At 72.5% G+C, this 18,689-nt stretch carries 14 protein-coding genes and 1 pseudogene; 5 read left to right on the top strand and 10 right to left on the bottom strand.

Annotated features, from left to right (window positions below):
• Nucleotides 1-52 precede the first annotated feature (52 nt).
• Nucleotides 53-904, bottom strand: a complete 852-nt coding sequence (locus R6Y94_RS44720; protein WP_318397532.1) for a TIGR00730 family Rossman fold protein — start codon at nucleotides 902-904, stop codon at nucleotides 53-55.
• Nucleotides 905-1,075: 171 nt separating this feature from the next.
• Between R6Y94_RS44720 and R6Y94_RS44715 the strand changes: the two genes are divergently transcribed.
• Nucleotides 1,076-1,237 carry a hypothetical protein gene (locus R6Y94_RS44715; RefSeq protein WP_318397533.1) on the top strand — a complete coding sequence of 54 codons (162 nt, stop codon included), beginning with the start codon at nucleotides 1,076-1,078 and terminating at the stop codon, nucleotides 1,235-1,237.
• Between the two features lie 120 nt (nucleotides 1,238-1,357).
• Here R6Y94_RS44715 and dapE read toward each other — a convergent pair whose 3' ends face one another.
• The gene (dapE, locus tag R6Y94_RS44710; protein WP_318397534.1) at nucleotides 1,358-2,431 is read right to left on the bottom strand and encodes a succinyl-diaminopimelate desuccinylase; all 1,074 of its coding nucleotides are present in this window, start codon (nucleotides 2,429-2,431) and stop codon (nucleotides 1,358-1,360) included.
• 116 nt (nucleotides 2,432-2,547) lie between these two features.
• Here dapE and dapD point away from each other — a divergent pair, with 116 nt between their 5' ends.
• Together dapD and R6Y94_RS44700 are read left to right on the top strand one after the other, a co-directional pair.
• A complete protein-coding gene (gene dapD, locus R6Y94_RS44705; protein WP_318397535.1) occupies nucleotides 2,548-3,501 on the top strand; it encodes a 2,3,4,5-tetrahydropyridine-2,6-dicarboxylate N-succinyltransferase in 954 nt (317 codons plus the stop codon).
• Between the two features lie 16 nt (nucleotides 3,502-3,517).
• A complete protein-coding gene (locus tag R6Y94_RS44700; protein ID WP_318397536.1) occupies nucleotides 3,518-4,105 on the top strand; it encodes a sugar O-acetyltransferase in 588 nt (195 codons plus the stop codon).
• 54 nt (nucleotides 4,106-4,159) lie between these two features.
• On the opposite strand, the gene R6Y94_RS44695 is transcribed toward R6Y94_RS44700, so the two are convergent.
• The 7 genes and pseudogenes from R6Y94_RS44695 to fdxA all read right to left on the bottom strand — a co-directional run bounded on the left by R6Y94_RS44695 (nucleotide 4,160) and on the right by fdxA (nucleotide 15,950).
• Nucleotides 4,160-7,309, bottom strand: coding sequence for a bifunctional diguanylate cyclase/phosphodiesterase (locus tag R6Y94_RS44695; protein WP_318397537.1), 3,150 nt, complete (start codon nucleotides 7,307-7,309; stop codon nucleotides 4,160-4,162).
• Between the two features lie 191 nt (nucleotides 7,310-7,500).
• The gene (locus R6Y94_RS44690) at nucleotides 7,501-8,148 is read right to left on the bottom strand and encodes a nucleoside/nucleotide kinase family protein (protein WP_318397746.1); all 648 of its coding nucleotides are present in this window, start codon (nucleotides 8,146-8,148) and stop codon (nucleotides 7,501-7,503) included.
• A 480-nt stretch (nucleotides 8,149-8,628) separates the two neighbouring features.
• Nucleotides 8,629-9,657 (bottom strand): annotated as a pseudogene (locus R6Y94_RS44685) (methionine--tRNA ligase); the annotation flags it as partial.
• A 199-nt stretch (nucleotides 9,658-9,856) separates the two neighbouring features.
• Nucleotides 9,857-10,516: an SIMPL domain-containing protein gene (locus R6Y94_RS44680; protein WP_318397538.1), complete on the bottom strand. Its 660-nt coding sequence runs from the start codon at nucleotides 10,514-10,516 to the stop codon at nucleotides 9,857-9,859.
• Between the two features lie 184 nt (nucleotides 10,517-10,700).
• On the bottom strand, nucleotides 10,701-14,225 hold the full coding sequence (locus tag R6Y94_RS44675; RefSeq protein WP_318397539.1) for a ThuA domain-containing protein: 3,525 nt from the start codon (nucleotides 14,223-14,225) through the stop codon (nucleotides 10,701-10,703).
• 262 nt (nucleotides 14,226-14,487) lie between these two features.
• Nucleotides 14,488-15,564: a succinyldiaminopimelate transaminase gene (gene dapC / locus R6Y94_RS44670; protein ID WP_318397747.1), complete on the bottom strand. Its 1,077-nt coding sequence runs from the start codon at nucleotides 15,562-15,564 to the stop codon at nucleotides 14,488-14,490.
• A gap of 62 nt (nucleotides 15,565-15,626) precedes the next feature.
• Entirely contained in the window at nucleotides 15,627-15,950 is a 324-nt protein-coding gene (gene fdxA, locus R6Y94_RS44665) for a ferredoxin (RefSeq protein ID WP_203864497.1), read from the bottom strand.
• Between the two features lie 79 nt (nucleotides 15,951-16,029).
• Here fdxA and R6Y94_RS44660 point away from each other — a divergent pair, with 79 nt between their 5' ends.
• On the top strand, nucleotides 16,030-17,106 hold the full coding sequence (locus tag R6Y94_RS44660; protein WP_318397540.1) for a GNAT family N-acetyltransferase: 1,077 nt from the start codon (nucleotides 16,030-16,032) through the stop codon (nucleotides 17,104-17,106).
• Between the two features lie 21 nt (nucleotides 17,107-17,127).
• Here the strand turns inward: R6Y94_RS44660 and R6Y94_RS44655 are convergent, their stop codons facing one another.
• A complete protein-coding gene (locus R6Y94_RS44655) occupies nucleotides 17,128-17,592 on the bottom strand; it encodes a hypothetical protein (protein WP_318397541.1) in 465 nt (154 codons plus the stop codon).
• 135 nt (nucleotides 17,593-17,727) lie between these two features.
• On the opposite strand from R6Y94_RS44655, the gene R6Y94_RS44650 reads away from it, so the two are divergent.
• On the top strand, nucleotides 17,728-18,689 hold a 962-nt coding region (locus R6Y94_RS44650), incomplete at its 3' end, for a transposase (protein WP_318403397.1).

The following is an 18,689-nucleotide window of genomic DNA, read 5'->3' as shown; positions in this document are numbered from 1 at the left end:
TGGGACCCGGGGGCGGGCCGCCGCGCCGGGACGTGTCCGGGAGGTCGGTGGTTCAGCGGGAATCGCGCCGCCCGGCGGCCGACCGCTGGGCCGCCTCGGCCTGGGCGATCGCGGTCTCCTGGAGCGCCTCCTGCTCGGCCGCGAGCGCCACGTCCGCCTCCACGATGTGCCGGACGGCCGCGTTCACGTCGTCGGTGACGATGATCAGCTCAAGGTCAGCCAGGCCGATCTTGCCGTCGGCGGCGAGGGTGTCCCGGAGCCAGTCGAGCAGCCCGCTCCAGTACGCCGTACCCATCAGCACCACCGGGAACCGGGTGACCTTGCCGGTCTGCACGAGGGTCAGCGCCTCGAACAGCTCGTCCAGGGTGCCGAACCCGCCGGGCAGCACCACGAACGCCTGGGCGTACTTGACGAACATGGTCTTGCGGGCGAAGAAATACCGGAAGTCGATCGCCATGTCGACCCAGTCGTTGATGCCCTGCTCGAACGGCAGCTCGATGCCCAGCCCGACCGACAGCCCGCCCGCCTCGGTGGCGCCCCGGTTGGCGGCCTCCATCACACCCGGCCCACCGCCGGTGATCACCGCATAGCCGGCGGCGGCGAGCGCCGCGCCCAGTTCCTCGGCGAGTACGCACTCCGGGCTGTCCGGCTTGCTGCGGGCCGAGCCGAAGACGCTGACCGCCGGGGGCAGGTCGGCCAGGGTGTCGAAGCCCTCCACGAACTCGGAGAGAATGCGCAGCGCCCGCCAGGCGTCCTTGGTCTTCCAGTCGCCCCGGCTACGCGAGTCGAGCAGCCGCTGGTCGGCCGTACTCAACGGGATGGCCTCGCGACGCAGGGTGACCGCACCCCGATGCCGTTCCGGTCCCCGACCCCGGCCGCCGTTTCGCCCCTCGTTGTGGTTCATGGGGTCCACGGTAATCCGGTGGACCGCGACCGGGGTGGCGTGATCCGGTACGTCGCAGGACAAACATCCAGCGCCGACGCAACCGAACGGGGCTGGCGGGCGTCTTACAATCACAAAGGGGGAACGCGCGGCGCCCACACCACGGCCGCGCACCTTCGGGGGGCAACGGTGATGACCAGCGGGGAGATCATCCGACTTCGACGGCAGATGCAGCGCCGGATCCGGGCGGTGGTTGCGGAGCGCCGGATGGCGCGCAACGCCGCGCCGATCGGCGCCATCGACGATCCGGGTCCGGACCAGGAATCGCGTACGCAGCAACACGTCGACGGGTAGCCCGCCGGCCGAATATCACGGGGAAACCGGTGCCGGCCGGCGGCAAAGGGGCCACCGCCGGCCGGCACCGGGTCGAACCTCGACGCGACGCGGAAGCCAGTTGCGGCGCGACAGCGGAAGTCAGTGCGAGGCGAGCCAGCGGTGCAGGGTGGCCGCGCCGTCCCGGATCTTGCCGATCTCGACGTGCTCGTCCGGGGCGTGCGCCAGGTTGGGGTCGCCCGGCCCGAAGTTGAGCGCCGGGATGCCCAGTGCGGCGAACCGCGACACGTCCGTCCAGCCGAGCTTGCCGATCGGGTCCGCGCCCACCGCTGTCAGGAACTCCCGGGCCGGTGCCGCGGTCAGCCCGGGCAGCGCACCGGGCGCCGAGTCCGTCACCCGGACCTGGTAGCCGTCGAAGACCTCGCGTACGTGCGCCTCCGCCTGCTCCGCCGTCCGGTCCGGGGCGAACCGGTAGTTCACCTCCAGCTCGCAGAGGTCCGGTACCACGTTGCCGGCCACCCCGCCGCTGATCCGGACCGCGTTCATCCCCTCCCGGTACACGCAGCCGTCGATGGTGACCATCCGGGCCTGGTACGCCGCCAGCCGGTTGATCGCCCCGCCGATCCCGTGGATCGCGTTCACCCCGTTCCAGGAGCGGGCCGAGTGCGCCCGCCGGCCGGTGGCGCTGACGATCGCCCGCATGGTGCCCTGGCAGCCCGCCTCGACCACCCCGTGCGTCGGCTCCAGCAGCACCGCGAAGTCGGCGGTCAGCCACTCCGGATGCGCCTGCGCGACCAGGGTCAGCCCGTTGTAGCGGGACTCGATCTCCTCGGCCTCGTAGAAGAAGTAGGTCACGTCGTACCGGGGCTCGGGCACGCTCACCGCCAGGTGCAGCGCGTACGCCACCCCGGACTTCATGTCCGAGGTGCCGCAGCCGTAGATCAGGTCGCCCTGCACGCTGGACGGGAAGTTGTTGTTCAACGGCACGGTGTCCAGGTGCCCGGCCAGCACCACCCGCTGGGCCCGGCCCAGGTCCGTACGGGCCATGATCGTGTTGCTGTGTCGCGCCACGGTCAGGTGCGGGACGTTCCTGAGCACCTCCTCGACGCAGTCCGCGATCTCCTTCTCGTTGCGCGAGACGGACTCGATGTCGACCAGGGCGCGGGTCAACGCCACCGGATCGGCCAACACCTCGGGGGTGAGCGGGTTCTCCATGGTGGGAGACGGTACCGTCAAGGTCGTATCGGCGGGATGCGTCCAAGGCTCGGAAATGACGTTCCACACTCACGGCTGAGCCGAGGTCCCAGACGGATGACGAAGAGGTAGACCCGGTGACGACCGCACAGCCCGCCTGGGGGATCGGAGTGGCCACGCTCGCCGGAGACCAGGTGCTCGACACGTGGTATCCGACCGGCAAGCTCGGCCTCGGTTCGGCGCCGCCGGTTACGGGCGAGGACGGCGACGTACTCGACCTGCCGCCGGGTGCGGTCGGCGAGCGGGCGCTGCCCGGGCTGCGTACCGCCGTGGTGGTCACCGAGATCGGCTCGCTGGCCGACCCGATCAAGGACGCCGCCGACGGGTACCTCCGGTTGCACCTCCTCTCCCACCGCCTGGTCCGACCCAACGAGCTCAACCTCGACGGCATCTTCGGGGTGCTGGCCAACGTCGCCTGGACCTCGGCCGGCCCGTGCCCCCCGGAGCGGGTCGACGAGCTGCGGGTGCTGGAGCGGGCCGCCGGCCGGCACCTGGCGGTCTACGGGGTCGACAAGTTCCCCCGGATGACCGACTACGTGGTCCCGTCCGGGGTCCGGATCGCCGACGCCGACCGGGTACGCCTCGGCGCGCACCTGGCCAGCGGCACCACCGTGATGCACGAGGGCTTCTGCAACTTCAACGCCGGCACGCTCGGCGCCTCGATGGTGGAGGGCCGGATCGTCGCCGGGGTGGTGGTCGGGGACGGCTCCGACGTCGGTGCCGGCGCCTCGATCATGGGTACCCTCTCCGGCGGCGGCAAGGAGAAGGTCCGGATCGGCGAGCGGAGCCTGCTCGGCGCCAACGCCGGGATCGGGATCTCGCTCGGCGACGACTGCGTGGTCGAGGCGGGCTGCTACATCACGGCCGGCTCCAAGGTGACCCTGCCGGACGGCCGGGTGGTCAAGGCCCGCGAGCTGTCCGGAGTCGACGGGCTGCTGTTCTGGCGCAACTCGGTGACCGGCGCCCTGGAGGCGAAGCCGCGGACCGGCCGGGGCATCGAGCTGAACGCCGCCCTGCACGCCAACGACTGAGCGGGCTGGTCCGGCAATGGGTTCCGGGACGGATCCGCGCTCGCAGCGGGAGCGGATGCTCGCCGGTGACCTCTACCGGGCCGACGACCCGGAGCTGGTCGCGCTGGCCCGCCGCGCCGCCCTGCTCGTGCAGCGCTACAACTCGACCGCCGCCGACCAGCCGGAACAGCACGAGGCGCTGCTGCGCGAGCTGCTCGGCGCGGTCGGCGACCGGGTGGCGGTCCGGCCGCCGTTCTACTGCGACTACGGCAGCCAGATCCGGATCGGCGACCGGTCGTTCCTGAACTTCAACGCCGTACTGCTGGACGTCGCCGCGATCGAGATCGGTGCCGACGTGCAGGTCGGGCCGAACGTGCAACTGCTGACTCCGCACCACCCGCTCGATCCGGAGCAGCGCCGGGCCGGCTGGGAGGCGGCCCGGCCGATCACCATCGGTGACAACGTCTGGCTCGGCGGCGGGGTGATCGTGCTCGGCGGGGTCACCATCGGCCCGGACACCGTGGTCGGCGCCGGCAGCGTGGTCACCCGGGACCTGCCGGCCGGCGTACTGGCCGTGGGCAACCCGGCCCAGGTCCGGCGCCTGCTCACCCCGTCGGGCGACTGAGCCGGTACCGCCGCCTCCGCCGGACAGCCCGGTCGGGGCGCGGTCCGGCCGACGTCACTCGGCGCAGGGTCGGGGCTTCGGCACCGTGCCGCTGCCGGGTGCGGGTGCGTCGCCGAGCCAGCGCAGCACGTCGCGGTCCTTCAGCGGGCGGGCGAAGAGGTAGCCCTGCCCGGAGGCGCAGCCCATGTCCAGCAGGATGGTCCGGACCGCCTCCGTCTCCACCCCCTCGGCGATGATGTCCAGGCCGAGGGTGCCGGCCAGCCGGATGATCCCCTCCACCAGCAGCCGCTGCCGCCGCGATGACGCCACGGTCTCGGTGAACGACCGGTCGATCTTGAGTACGTCGGCCGGCATCTGCTGGAGGTAGCTCAACGACGAGAAGCCGGTGCCGAAGTCGTCGATGGCGACCCGCAGGCCGAGAGAGCGCAGCTCGGACAGCTCGGCCCAGACCGGCTCCTGGTCCCGCAGCAGCAGGCTCTCGGTGATCTCCAGCATCACCCGGTCCGGCGGTACGTCGGCGGCGGCCAGCGCTGCGCGCACGGTGCCGACGAAGCCCGGGGTACGTAGCTGCCGGGCCGAGACGTTGATGCTCACGTACGGCGCAGCCGTCGCGCCCCGCTCGGCACGCCATCGGGCCACCGCACCGGCCGCCTGGCGCAGCACGTAGTCGCCGATCGGCTCGATCAGACCGGTCTCCTCGGCCAGCCCGATGAACAGCTCCGGCGGCACCGGCCCCCGGGCCGGATGGTGCCACCGGGCCAGCGCCTCGAAGCCGACCGCCGCCCCGGTCCGCATGTCGACGATCGGCTGGTAGTCGACCGAGAAGCTGAGCTTCTGCACCGCCTCGGTCAGCGCGGCCCGCAGCTCCAGCCGCTCCACGATCGCGGTGTGCAGCTCCGACTGGTAGCGGCACCAGCGCCCCTTGCCGGCCCCCTTGGCGACATAGAGCGCCAGGTCGGCGCGTTGCAGCAGCTCCCCCGCGTCGCTGGCGTCGGCGGTGGTGGCCACCCCGACGCTGACCGACCCGTTGACCACGGTGTCGCCGACCTCCAGCGGTTCGGCGAGCGCCCGGACCAGGTGGTCGGCGACCTGCTCGACCTGCTCCGGATCGTCCGCGTCCGGGATGAGTACGGCGAACTCGTCACCGCCGAGCCGGGCCACCAGGTCGTTCGGCCCGACGATCTCCCGCAGCCGCTCCCCGGCGGCGATCAGCAGCGCGTCCCCGATCGCGTGCCCGTGCGTGTCGTTGACCGCGGTGAACTCGTCGAGGTCGATGGAGAGGGTGCCGACGGTACGGTCACCGTCCCGGGCCTTCTCCACCGCCTCGTACACCTGGTCCTGGTAGGAGGCCCGGTTGGCCAGCCCGGTCAGCGCGTCGTGCACCGACCGGTGGGTCAGCTCCTGCTCCAGCCGGACCCGCTCGGTGATGTCCCGCAGCGTCAGCACGAAGCCGCGTACGGTCCGGTCCCGGCGCAGGTCCCGACAGGTCACTTCGAGCTGCACCCGCTGGCCGTCAGGCCGCCGTACGCTCCAGCCGACCCCTCGGCGGTCCGATTCGGCGAGCGCCGTGTCCAGCAGGGCGGGGACCGAGAGCTGGTCCTCGGGGGAGAGCACGGTGCCCAGGTCGGCGCAGTCGGCCGGCTCGACCCCGAGCACGGTCCGCAGCGACGGGCTGGCGTACCGGACCCGGTGGTCGTCGTCGACGATCAGAATCACGTCGGCCGCGTTCTGCACCAGGCTGCGGAAGTACGCCTCGCTGTCCCGGCGGTTGATCTCCTGGGCCAGGCTGATCCGTTCCAGCGCCATCGCCGCCTGCGCGGCCAGTACCTCCAGCGAGTCCCGCAGCGCCGGCAGCAGCCGGCTGTCGGTGGCCACCAGCAGCGCACCGACCCGGGGTGCGCCGCTGGCCCCGCCGTCGACCCGACCGTCACCGACCAGCGGGCAGAGCACGACGGTCTCGAAGCCGCGGAGCTGCTCGGCCAGCGCCGGTTGCAGGGTCCGGACCCGGAGCAGCCGGCTGCGCCGGGCAGCGGCGGCGGTCGGGGCCGGATAGAAGGGTGCCGGCGTGGCCATCCCCGGGCCCCAGATGCTCACCGTGGCCGCCGGCACCCCGTCCGCGTGGTTGATCGTGAAGACCATCCGGTACGAGGACTGCCGGGGGACCACCCGGGCCACCGCGGTCCGTACCGCCCGGCGCACCTCGGCGGTGTCGGTCGCGGCCACCAGTTCGGCGCCGGACTGCCGCAGGCTCCGCTCCCGGGTCACCGCCTGCCGGTGCCCGTCCACCGCGTCGCCGAGCCGGCTCAGCACCAGGGCGAAGACCACCCCGCCGACCACGGCGATCACCGCGCCGTCCCGGACGTCCCCGTTCACCACCTGCAAGAGCAGTATCGCCGGGGCGAGCGTCGCGGCGATGCCCAACAGGACCAGTCGGGTCTTGTCGATCTCGCTGTCCGGCGGTGCGGCCGGCTCGGTCAGCCTCGCCATCGACGGATGCAGCGCGGCGGCGCCCCAGGCGACGTAGAAGGCGAGCCAGCCCAGCTCGTTCAGGCCGCCCGGCTGCCAGTCACCGCGCAGCAGCGCGGCACCGTAGCCGATGTCGGAAACCAGCATCCCGGCCGCGCCCACGACCAGCAGCAATCCGGCGACACTGCCCCGCGAGGTGACCGCCACCCGTACGGCGGTGGCCAGCAGCAGCACGTCGAGCAACGCGTACGCGGCCAGCACCGACTGCGCGAACGTGCTCGGCCCCGGACCGACCAGGTAGGGCCGGATCACCAGTACCCAGAGCAGGAAGGCACCGGCGGTGGTGAAGATCAGGAAGTCGAGCAGTCCGGACCGGTCCCGGGCCCCGGTGGTGGAGCGGGTCAGCCCGAGCAGCCCGGCGCCGATCAGCGGCACCATCACCAGATAGAAGAGGTCGGAGACGAGCCCGGAGTCGGCCGGGGAGTCCCCGAGCGGCAGGTTCGCGGCGAGCAGGTAGACGGTGTCGCCGGCCGCGAAGACCCCGAGTGCCGCGGCAAAGAGCCACCAGGCGTACCCGCGCTCCGGCCGGTAGCGGCGGAGTCCGATGGCGACGGCCGCCATGCTGGTCAGCCCGAACGCGGCGGTCACCACCGGACGCGGCACCGGCAGGGCGAAGAAGCCGACCACCAGTACGGCGTTCACCCCGGCGTACCCGGCCAACAGCTTCCGAACTGACACGGCTCTCCTGCCGATCGTCGCTCCCCTGCCGATCGTCGCCGGCGGCTGCACACCCCTGGTCCAAACAGTGTCGCCGATCGGTCTACCAGTCCTCGATGCGCTTCGCCATCACCCCGCCGGGTAGTGGTACCGACCGATGGGCAGTGAGCAATCCGGGATCTGTGTCGACAGCTCGGAGTGGACCCGGGGCGTCAGGCCGGATTGGACGGTGCCATCCGGACGACGAGGTCGGCCCGGTCGACCGTGCCGGCGACAAGTTCGGCGTTGCGCTGGTCGGTACCCCGGGCCCGGGCCGCCGCCTCCAGCGGTTCCCGGCCGAACGCGATGTGCCGCTCGGTCAGCCGGTGCAGCCGCTCGGTCTCGTCGAGGTCGAGGAACCACGCCTCGTCGAGGAGTCCGCGTACCTCGCCCCAGGGCTGGTCGGGCACCAGCAGGTAGTTCCCCTCCACCACCACCAGCGGCACCGACGGCGGGACCGGGATCGCCCCGGCGACCGGTTCCTCCAGTTCCCGGCGGAACTCGGGCGCGTACACCGTCTCGGTACCGGCCCGCAGCCGGCGCAGCAGCGCGACGAACCCGCCCCCGTCAAAGGTGTCGGGCGCACCCTTGCGGGCGTGCCGGCCGAGCCGGTGCAGTTCGGCCTCGGCGAGGTGGAAGCCGTCCATCGGCACCAGCTCGGCGATGCCGTCCAGCGCCGTCACCAGTAGTCCGGCCAGGGTCGACTTGCCCGCCGCGGGCGCACCGGTGATGCCGAGCAGCCGGCGCGGCCCGGTCGAGGCCAGTACGCGGGCCCGGGCGACCAACTGGTCCAGGGTGTGGCGGAACGGTTCGGTGCGCACCGGGGAACTATCCCACCCCGCCGGCCGGCACCCGAACCCCTGCCGCGAGCCGGGGGAAGAGCGGCGCGGCCCGGGTGACCCGGCGTCCGCCCGGATAGCCGCCCCAGGCCAGGTCGTCGGGGACCCGCGGGGCGTACCCGTCGAGCCCGATCTGCCGCCAGATCCGCGCGGCGGTCTCCGGTACCGCCGGGGCGGCCAGTACGGCGACGATCCGCAGCGCCTCCAGCGCGTCCCCGAGTACCGTGGCCGCCTCGGGCGAGTCGGCCGGCAACCGCCACGCTGCGCCGACACCAGGTACGAATTGGTCGCCGCCACCAGCCGCCACGCGGCGGCCAGCGCGTCGGACGGCTGCCCCGCCGCCCAGCCCTCCGCGCTGGCTTCGGCGGCACGGGCGGCGGCCGGGGCGAGCCCGGAGCGCCGGCTCGGCGCCGGACCGGTCCCGGCACATCGGGACACCACCAGCGCGGAGACCCGGGAGAGCAGGTTGCCGAGCGTGTTGGCCAGGTCGGCGTTGTAGCGCGCCTCGACCGAGGCGGACGAGAACTCCCCGTCCGGGCCGACCGGGTTGTCCCGGAGCAGGTGGTAGCGGAGCCCCTCCGGGCCGAACCGGTCGAGCAGGTCGTCCAGGGCGACGGCCCGCTCCCCGGATTTCGCAATCTTGCTGCCGCGTTGCAGCAGGAAGCCGTGCACGGTGATCCGCTCCGGCAGCGGCAGGTCGGCGGCGAGCAGGATCGCCGGCCAGTAGATCGCGTGGAATCGCAGGATGTCCTTGCCGATGACGTGCCGGGCCGGCCACCAGCGGGAGAACTCCGGCGCCGGCCACCCGGCGGCGGTGAGATAGCTGCCGAGGGCGTCGAACCAGACGTACGTCACCTGGCTCGGGTCCCAGGGCAGCGGGATGCCCCAGTCCAGGTTGGCCCGGCTGATCGAGAAGTCGGTCAGTCCCCGGCGCAGCCAGCCGAGCGCCTCGTTGCGGCGGCTGGCCGGCCGGACCGCGTCCGGACACCGGTCGAACCACTCGGCCAGCGGCCGGGCGAACTCGGCGAGCCGGAAGAACCAGTTCTCCTCGCCGACCAGCTCGGTCGGCCGGCCGTGCACCGGGCAGACCGGCTCCGCCGTGTACGCCTCACAGCCGACGCAGTACCGCCCGTCGTACCGGCCGGGGCGGAGGTGACCCGCGTCGTGCACCCGGGTCAGCAGTGCGGTCACCGTCTCCCGGTGCCGGGCCGAGGTGGTCCGGACGAACTCGTCGTACCCGATGCCGAGCCGGTCCCAGGTGGCCCGGAACCGGCCGGCGGTGCGGTCGGCGAGCGTGACCGGCGCGATTCCGGCCTCCGACGCCGCCCGGCGCACCTTGGCGCCGTGCTCGTCGGTGCCGGTGACCAGCCGGACCGGCCGGCCGCAGAGCCGCTCCCAGCGCGCCAGCGCGTCGGCCAGCACCGTCGTGTACGCGTGCCCGACGTGCGGCAGGTCGTTGACGTAGTAGATCGGTGTGGTCAGGTAGGTCATGGCGCTCCTCCAGAGGTGCTCGGGAGGGGCCCGGCCACATGCGAAACGGGCCCCTCGAAGAATCGAGAGGCCCGTCGACGCGGGCGGTTGGCGCGCGCGACCTAGCTCCGGCCCCTCCGGGGCCGGCGCATGACTCGGGTACGGGTCGCGGCGGTCATTGCGGCAGGCTAGTCCGGCACGCCGCCGTCGCGCACCGGCATTATTCCGGTGCGAGTCGGGGCGGGGTGATGGCGAACCGGGCCTCGACGGTGGCGTGCACGGTCTGCACCTGCGGGTCGAGTTCGAGTTCCGGCGGCGCTCCGCCGGCCGCCCGGTAGCCCATGGTGTGCGCGGCCCGGGTCATCATCAGCGGCTGCGCGGTCAGACCGGCGTCGGAGAGGTGCAGCAGGGCGGTCACCTCGGCGCCGAGCGCGTCGGCGTACTCCCGGGCCCGGGCGACCGCCTCCGCGACGGCGGCCCGCCGCGCCTCCCGGTGCACCGGGCTGCCCGGCCGCAGCTCCCACCACGGGCCGGCGACGCTCGTCTGGTCCTGGTCGGCGAGCCGGAGCATCAGCTCGCCGAGCACCCCGAAGTCGGTCACCGTGACGACGGTGGTGGCGCTGCCGGCGTAGCCGGTCACCTTCTCGCCCGAGCGCTTCAGCTCGGGGCGGACCCACAGGTCGCCGGTCTCGCGGCGCTCGATGGCGTCGCCGTAGCCGTCGATCAGCGCCCGGACCGCCTCGGACCGCTCGGCCAGCCGGGACAGTGCCGTTGGGCGGTTTCTGTCCCGGGCGGCGACCGTCACCGGGAAGCGGGCGATCTCCGGCGGGACCTCCCGGACCACCTCGCCACGGACCAGTACGAAGGGTTGCTCCGTCATCCACCCACCCTAATGCGCCGTCCACCGACGTTCGCGACTCACGGCCGGTCGTCCGGCCGCCGGTATATGCCCGGCGAGCGTGATACCAGGGAGTCATCACGATGACTCCCTGGTATCACCGGCACAACGAAGTTGCCCACGCCGGCCGGCCGCCGACAATCACCTCGGCGTTCGGCTCGGTAACTCAGCTCGGATACGCCTCCAGTTCCCAGAGCGAGTAGCCGTAGCCGGTGCCCCGGGCGGTGCCGTTGATCCGCAGGTAGCGGCCGGAGGCGCCGAGCCCGGTGTGCTCGTCGGTGCCGCCGTCGCCGCCGGTCACCGACTTCACGGTCGTCCAGGCGTTGCCGTCGGCCGAGGTCTGGATCTGGTACGCGCTGCCGTACGCCGCCTCCCAGACCAGCTTCACCCGGCCGACCGACCGGACCGAGCCGAGGTCGACGGTGATCCACTGCGGGTCGGCGAACGCCGACGACCACCGGGTGGCCGGGTTGCCGTCCACCGCGGCCGAGGCGGGCACGTCCGCACCCTCCACGCTCGACGCGGTCGCCGGCCGGCTCAGCGCCAGGTTGCCGGTCGGCTCGGGGTCCGGCCCCGGCCCGCCGCCCTCGCCGAGCAGGGTGAACTCGTCGATGTCGTAGAGCCCGCCGCCGGTGCCCCGGAACACCAGGTACAGCTCGTGCGTGCCGGCCGGTGCGGTGATGCCGCCGGTGACGTCGCGGAACTCGCCGTAGCCGCCGGTGGCGGGGACCGTCGCCGAGCCGATCAGCTGGCCGGTCGGCGAGCCGATCCGGAACTCCAGGGTGTGCCCGCCCACGTTGGCGCCGACCCGGGCCGAGAACGACCGCACCCCGGTCAGGTTGTACGGGGTGAACGCGATCCAGTCCCCGTTGTCGATGTAGCCGACCGCCCGGCCGCCGTGCGCCTGGCCCGGGGCGCTGGTCTGCACGCCGTTGCTCGACGAGTAGTGCTCGGCCTGGCGTACCCGGGGTTGCAGGATGCTCTGCGCGTGCGTGGTCAGCGGCGCCTGCCCGCCCCCACCGTTGTCGGTGTATTCCGCGTCCAGGACGCCGAAGATGTTCGCCGAGACGTCGTGCTCGCCGTCGGCCAGCGTCCGCAACGTGCCGGTGCAGCCCTGCGCGCTGGTCAGCAGGTGTGCGTGCGCGTCGTGCCCGAGCAGGTAGCTGACCTTGACCCGGGAGCAGTCGACGGTGCCGTCCTGCGGGTCGGTGACCGCCACCCGGAACGGCACCGTGTCGCCGAAGGTGAAGGTCTGGCCGTTGCCCGGCAACTCCAGCCGGACCGTCGGGGCGGTGTTGCCGACCGTGATCACCACGCTGCCGGTGGCGGTCTTGCCGGTCGAGTCCCGGACGGTCAGCGTCGCGCTCCGGGTGCCGTTGGCGGGGTAGGTGAAGGTCGGGTTCGGTGCCGTGGAGTCGGTGCTGCCGTTGCCGTCGAAGTCCCAGGCGTAGCTGATCGGGTCGCCGTCCGGGTCGAGGGTGCCGGCCGAGGAGAAGCTGACGGTCAGCGGCGCCACCCCGGAGGTCGGGGTCGCCGCCACCACCGGCTTCGGGGCGCGGCCGCTGCGGGCGTACTCGATCCGGTACACCGCCGAGTTCTCGTCGCCGTTGAAGAACCCGGTGCCGTAGTCGAGCACGTAGAGCGCGCCGTCCGGGCCGAACTCCAGGTCCATCACCTGGGTACCGGACCATGGGAACGGATTGATCTTGAACGGCTTGCCCGCCTCGTCCAGCACGATGTTCCTGATCCAGCGCCGGCCGAACTCACCAGCGAAGAACGTGCCGTGGTAGTACTCCGGGAAGGCCACCTCGGAGGTCGAGTTCGGGTCGTACCGGTAGACCGGCCCGGCCATCGGCGACAGCCCACCGCCGGGGAACTCGGGCGGCTGCGACCCGGTGTACGGCAGCCAGGCCGGCACCGCCGCCGGCAGGTTACGGATTCCGGTGTTGTTCGGTGAGTCGTTGACCGGCCCGCCCGCGCAGTTGTACTTCGGCCCCGACGGACCGCTCGGGAAGGTGAACTCGTTGTACGCGTCGTTGTTGCCGGTGCAGTACGGCCAGCCGTAGAAGCCGGGCGCGGTGATCCGGGCGAACTCCACCTGCCCGGCCGGTCCCCGGTTCGGGTCGGCGGTACCGGCGTCCGGGCCGTAGTCGCCGAGGTAGACCGCCCCGGTCGCCTTGTCGACGCTCATCCGGAACGGGTTGCGGAAGCCCATCGCGTAGATCTCCGGCCGGGTGTTCGGGGTACCGGGCGCGAACATGTTCCCGGCCGGCACGGTGTAGCCGCCGCCCGCGCTCGGCCTGATCCGCAGCACCTTGCCGCGCAGGTCGTTGCTGTTCGCCGAGGTCCGCTGGGCGTCGAACGCCGGGTTACGACCGGACCGCTCGTCGATGGGGCTGAACCCGGCCGAGTCGAACGGGTTGGTGTCGTCGCCGGTGGAGAGATAGAGGTTTCCGGCGGCGTCGAAGTCGATGTCGCCGCCGACGTGGCAGCACATCCCCCGACTGGTCGGCACGTCCAGCACCAGTGTCTCGCTGGCCAGGTCGATGGTGTTGTCGGCCCGTACGGTGAACCGGGAGAGCCGGTTGACGCCGTTCCACGGCGCGAAGTCGGCCGGCGTACCGGTGGCCGGGGCGCCGCCGCCCGGGGTGTTCAACGGCGGCGCGTAGAAGAGGTACACCCAGCGGTTGGCGGCGAAGTCGGGGTCGGCTTTGATGCCCTGCAAGCCCTCCTCGTCCGAGGTGTAGACGGCGAGCCGGCCGGCGACCTTGGTGTTGCCGACCGCGTCGGTGTGCCGGATCGTGCCGTCCCGGGCGGTGTGCAGCACGCCCCGGTCCGGCAGCACGGTCAGGCTCATCGGCTCGCCGACCTCGGCCACTCCCCTGGCCAGGGTCACCTGCTGGAAGCTGCTCTCCACGGTGCCGCCGCAGACCCCGGGCTCGACCCCGGCCGCGCTGCGCAGCCCGCCGAGCAGGTGGGTCCGGAACAGCGGCTCGGCGAAGGATTCGTCGGTGTGCCCGCCGCCGGTGTACCAGGACCGCCCGCCGTCGTAGTTGTGGCACCAGGCGATCGGGTGGTCGTGCCCGTTGCCCCCGCCGGTGTACGTCGTCTCGTCCAGGGTGGCCAGCACGTGCACCTTGCCGCGCGGGTTGGTCCGGAAGTTGTACCACTCGTCGGTGCGGTTCCAGCGCAGCGGCAGCGTCCGGGTGGACGGGTGCACCCGGTCGGCGACCTTGAGGGTGGCCGGCTGCGGTGCCGGATGCGAGGCGAAGTACGCCCCGACCAGCCCGCCGTACCACGGCCAGTCGTACTCGGTGTCGGAGGCGGCGTGCACTCCGACGTACCCCCCGCCGGCCTGGATGTAGCGCTGGAAGGCGCCCTGTTGTGCGGTGTCGAGTACGTCCCCGGTGGTGGAGAGCCAGACCACCGCGTCGAACCGGGCCAGGTTGGCGTCGGTGAACGCCCCGGCGTCCTCGGTCGCCTCGACGGCGAAGTTGTTGGCCACGCCGAGTTGCTGGATGGCCGCGATGCCGGGGCCGATCGAGCCGTGCCGGAAGCCGGCGGTCTTGGAGAAGACCAGCACGGTGAAGGCGGGCGCGGCGCTCGCCACCGGCGGTGTCACCGCCACCCCGACGAGTACGAGAAGCAGGCTCAGCGCAGCGCCGAGCCATGATCGTTGAAATGTCCGCACGGACCGGTCCTCCCTGTCAGCGACCGGGCGGTCCGCCGTGCACGCCCTTGGTCCACGCCGTCGGTGACCACTTCGGGCCGGCGGCGCGAAAGATGTGCATACATCGTTGCGAGCGTGTTGCCACGACGTCAAGCGGGAACTGTGAAGTTTCCGAGAGCGCTCTCCACGACCGCCAACGCCACGGCCAGCCCGGCGACCAGCCGCGTCGGGCACGGGATCCGGGTCAGCCCGCCTCCTGCCGGCGACACCTGCCGGCTGTCGATCAGGAGAGCAGCCGGTCCGCGGCGGCGGCCACCCGCTCGTCCGTCGCGGTGAGCGCGACCCGGACGTGCCGGTTGCCGGTCGGCCCGTAGAACTCGCCGGGCGCGACCAGGATGCCCCGCCGGGCGAGCCAGTCCACCGTGGCCCAGCAGTCCTCGCCCCGGCTGGCCCACAGGTAGAGCCCGGCCGTGGAGTACGTGATCTCGAAACCGGCCTTGACCAGCGCGTCTCGCAGCACCTCGCGGCGGGCGGAGTATCGGATCCGCTGCTCGACCACGTGTGCCTCGTCGCCGAGCGCCGCGACCATCGCCGCCTGCACCGGAGCCGGCACGATCATCCCGGCGTGCTTCCGCACCGCCAGCAGGGTGCCGACGATGCTCCGGTCACCGGCGACGAAGCCGGCCCGGTAGCCCGCCAGGTTGGAACGCTTGGAGAGCGAGTGCACGGCCAGCAGGTTGGTGTGGTCGCCGCCGGAGACCGCCGGGTCGAGAATCGAGGTCGGCGTCTCCTCCCAGCCCAGCGAGAGGTAGCACTCGTCACTGGCGACCACGACGCCGCGTTCGCGGGCCCAGTCCACCACCTTGCGGAGATGTTCCGGCGGCAGGACCCGGCCGGTCGGGTTGGACGGCGAGTTGACCCAGAGCAGGCGTACCCGGGGATCGGGGCCGAGCGCGGTCAGGGCGTCGGCCCGGACCACCTCGGCGCCGGCCAGCCGCGCCCCGACCTCGTACGTCGGGTAGCAGACCCGCGGGATCACCACCACGTCGCCGGGACCGAGCCCGAGCAGGGTGGGCAGCCAGCCGACCAGCTCCTTCGAGCCGATGGTCGGCAGCACGCCGACCATCTCCGGGGCGGCCCCGCAGGACCGGGCCACCCATTCGGCGAGCGCGGCACGCAGCGCCGGCGAGCCGGCGGTCAGCGGATAGCCGGGCGCGTCCGAGGCCGCCGCCAGCGCGGCCCGGATCGCACCGGGCACCGGGTCGACCGGGGTACCCACGGAGAGGTCCACGATCCCGTCCGGGTGCCGCCCGGCCAGCGCCTTCGCCGGCTCGAGCAGGTCCCAGGGGAAGTCGGGCAGATTGCCGGTACGGCCGGAGCCTGCCCCGTCGGGCGTACGGCCGGCAACCGGTGTCGTGCCGCTCAGTGCTCACCTCGCGGCGGCTGCGCCGCGACGAAGGGAGTGTCCTTCTCGATCTTGCCGGTCTTGGAGGCTCCACCGGGCGAACCGAGGTCCTCGAAGAACTCGTAGTTGGCGGTGGTGTAGTCCTTCCACTGCTCCGGCACGTCGTCTTCGTAGAAGATCGCTTCCACCGGGCAGACCGGCTCGCACGCCCCGCAGTCCACGCACTCGTCCGGGTGGATGTAGAGCATCCGGTTGCCTTCGTAGATGCAGTCGACCGGGCACTCCTCGATGCACGCTTTGTCGAGCACATCCACGCACGGCTCGGCGATGATGTAGGTCACCGATCTTCTCCTCCGCAAGCCACGCCGCGATCGACCGCGACGGTAAGAGCCTAGTATGTCGCCGGGGAGGGGGTCGATCGTGCTCGGACGCCGCGATGTGGGACACCGGATCGTCGTTCGCCGGATTGTCGGAAATCAGAGCGGACGCACCCTGTTCAGCGACGCGCTCGGCGAGCTGGTCGACCTGACCGAGACCCATCTCACGCTGGCCACCGCGAACGGGCCGCTCCGGGTGCCGCTGCGCGAGGTGCACCGGGCCAAGCGGGTGCCGCCGGGCCGGCGCCCGAACGCGGCGGCGGTGGTCGAACTCGAACTCGCCTCGGACGAGGCCTGGCCGGCCCCGGTACGCGAACGGCTCGGCGACTGGCTGCTCCGTACCGCCGACGGCTGGTCCGGGCGGGCGAACACCGCGCTGCCGGTGGGTGACCCGGACCGGCCGCTCGACGAGGCGATCGACGCGGTGCAGCGCTGGTACGCCGCACGCGGCCGGCCGGCGATGGTCAACGTGCCGCTCCCGCTGGCCGCGCCGGTCGGGGCGGCGCTGGACGAGCGCGGCTGGTCGGCCCGGCCGCTGGTACTCGTGCAGACCGCGCCGCTGGCGACGATCCTGGACGCCATTCCGGCCCGGCCGGACCTGCCGGTGCCGAAGCTGGCCGGGACGCCCTCGCCGGAGTGGTTCGCCGTGGCCGCCGAGCGCAAGGCGAAACAGGGTCGGCAGTACGCCCGGCTCGACTCGGCCGCCACCGGCCCGCCCGGCGGGGCCGGGCGCTCCCCGGACCCCGGGGCTCCGGCCGGGCTGCCCGCCGCCGCCCGGCACATCCTCACCGCCGTGCGGCAGGTCCGCTTCGCCCACCTGTCCGCCACGCCGTCCGGGGAGCACACCGGCGGCGGGCCGGAGTTGATCGCGGTGGCCCGGGGCACGGTCACCGGCCAGCACCGCTGGCTCGGGTTGAGCCTGATCGAGGTGGTGCCGTCGGCCCGGCGGCAGGGGCTGGCCCAGCACCTGATCCGGGCGCTGGCGGAGTGGGCGGCCGGGCTCGGCGCCACCCGGGCGTTCCTCCAGGTCGAGGAGCACAACGAGGCCGCCGTCTCGCTCTACCGGCGGCTCGGCTTCACCACGCACCACACCTACCAGACCCGGGTCGCGCCGCACTGACCCGACCCGGGTGGCGGGAGGTCAGCGGCGTACGACCCGGCGGGGCTTGGACTGCTTGGCCTCGGCGTACCGCTTGAGCGACTGGGACCGGTAGTCCCAGCCGAACGCGGTGAGCAGCAGGTAGCCGACGAGTACGCCGCCGAGGGTGAAGCCGGCGTAGAGCCAGATCTGCGAGAAGAACGCCCCGGCCCCCGAGGCGAACGGGTGGCTGCCGCTGATGAACGGCCCGACGAAGATGGTCAGCACCATCGCGACCAGTACGGCGAGCGCCATCTCCCCGCCCCAGTCGGGTAGCGGACGGCGCTGCCCCCGGAGGAACGCGAGGGTCGCCAGGACCACCCCGATCGCGGCGAACATGCCCAGCGAGATCCGGTCCTGCATCTCGGTGTTGTCACCGAACCCGAACCGGGCCACCAGGCGGGCCACGATGTTGATCCCGAACAGCACGCCCGCGAGTACTCCGACCGGCAGCCAACGCTCCTTCATCAGGAGCCGCCCGAGAAACCCCTGGCTTCAGCCATGGGGAGGAAAGGGCGGTCAGGCATGGTGGTGGTTCTCGGCATTGGCGTCGACTCCTCTCTGTGGGCGGAACTGTCGGATGCGGCTGAGATGCTGCAAGGCGTGGACGAAACGGTGCGGTACACCTACCGGTTGCGCCCCGGCGCGACCGCGCAGGCCACACTCCTCGCCGAATGGGGACACTGCCGCTGGCTGTGGAACGAGGCCGTCCACCAGTACAAGACCGGGCGTAAACCCACCTTCGGCAAGCTGTCGAAGCTGCTGACCGAGGCACGGGCCCACTCGTCGTGGCTGCGGGACGGGTCCCAGGTCGCCCAGCAGCAGACGCTGCGCACCTACGCTCCCGCCCTCCAGCACTCCTTCAAGGTGAAGGGACGCGGCTGGCCCAGGGCCAAACGACTGAAGAACGCACTGCCCAGCCTCGAATACACCACACGTGGGTTCTCGATCCGCGACCAGCGGCTGCGGCTGCCCGGCGGCATCACCGTTCCCGTCGTCTGGTCCCGCGAACTGCCATCCGACCCGAGCAGTGTTCGGGTCTACCAGGACTCGCTCGGGCACTGGTACGCCTCGTTCGTCGTGCGCCGCGAGGCCGTGCCCGCGCCGGAGGTCGAGGGTGCGATCGGGGTCGGCTGGGGTGTCGCCACGACCGCGACGACCACCGACCCGGTCTACGACCTGCCACATCACGGTCACCGGAAACGGTGCTCCGCCGAACTCGCCAAGATGCAGCGCCGGATGGCCCGCCGCCGGCGATCGAAGGGGGCCCCGCCGTCGAACGGCTACCTGCGCGCCAAGCCGCAGGCGGCGAAGATCGCGAAGAAGGCGGCGCGGCAGAACACCCACCACGCCCGCGCCTGGGCGAAGAAGATCGTCGACAACCACGCCCTGATCGCCGTCGAGGACTTCAAGCCGACATTCCTGACCAAATCCCGCATGGCGCGCAAGGCCGCTGATGCGGCGATCGGGGCGGCGAAGCGGAAACTGGTCGACCGTGGCCGGCGGGCGGGCCGGAAGGTGGTGCTGGTACCGCCCGCCCACACCACGATGACCTGCTCGCAGTG

The organism is Plantactinospora sp. KLBMP9567 (assembly GCF_033446045.1).
Classification (GTDB): Bacteria; Actinomycetota; Actinomycetes; order Mycobacteriales; family Micromonosporaceae; genus Plantactinospora.
Note: the sequence above shows the minus strand (reverse complement) of the source record. Positions and strands in the feature narration are given on the sequence as shown.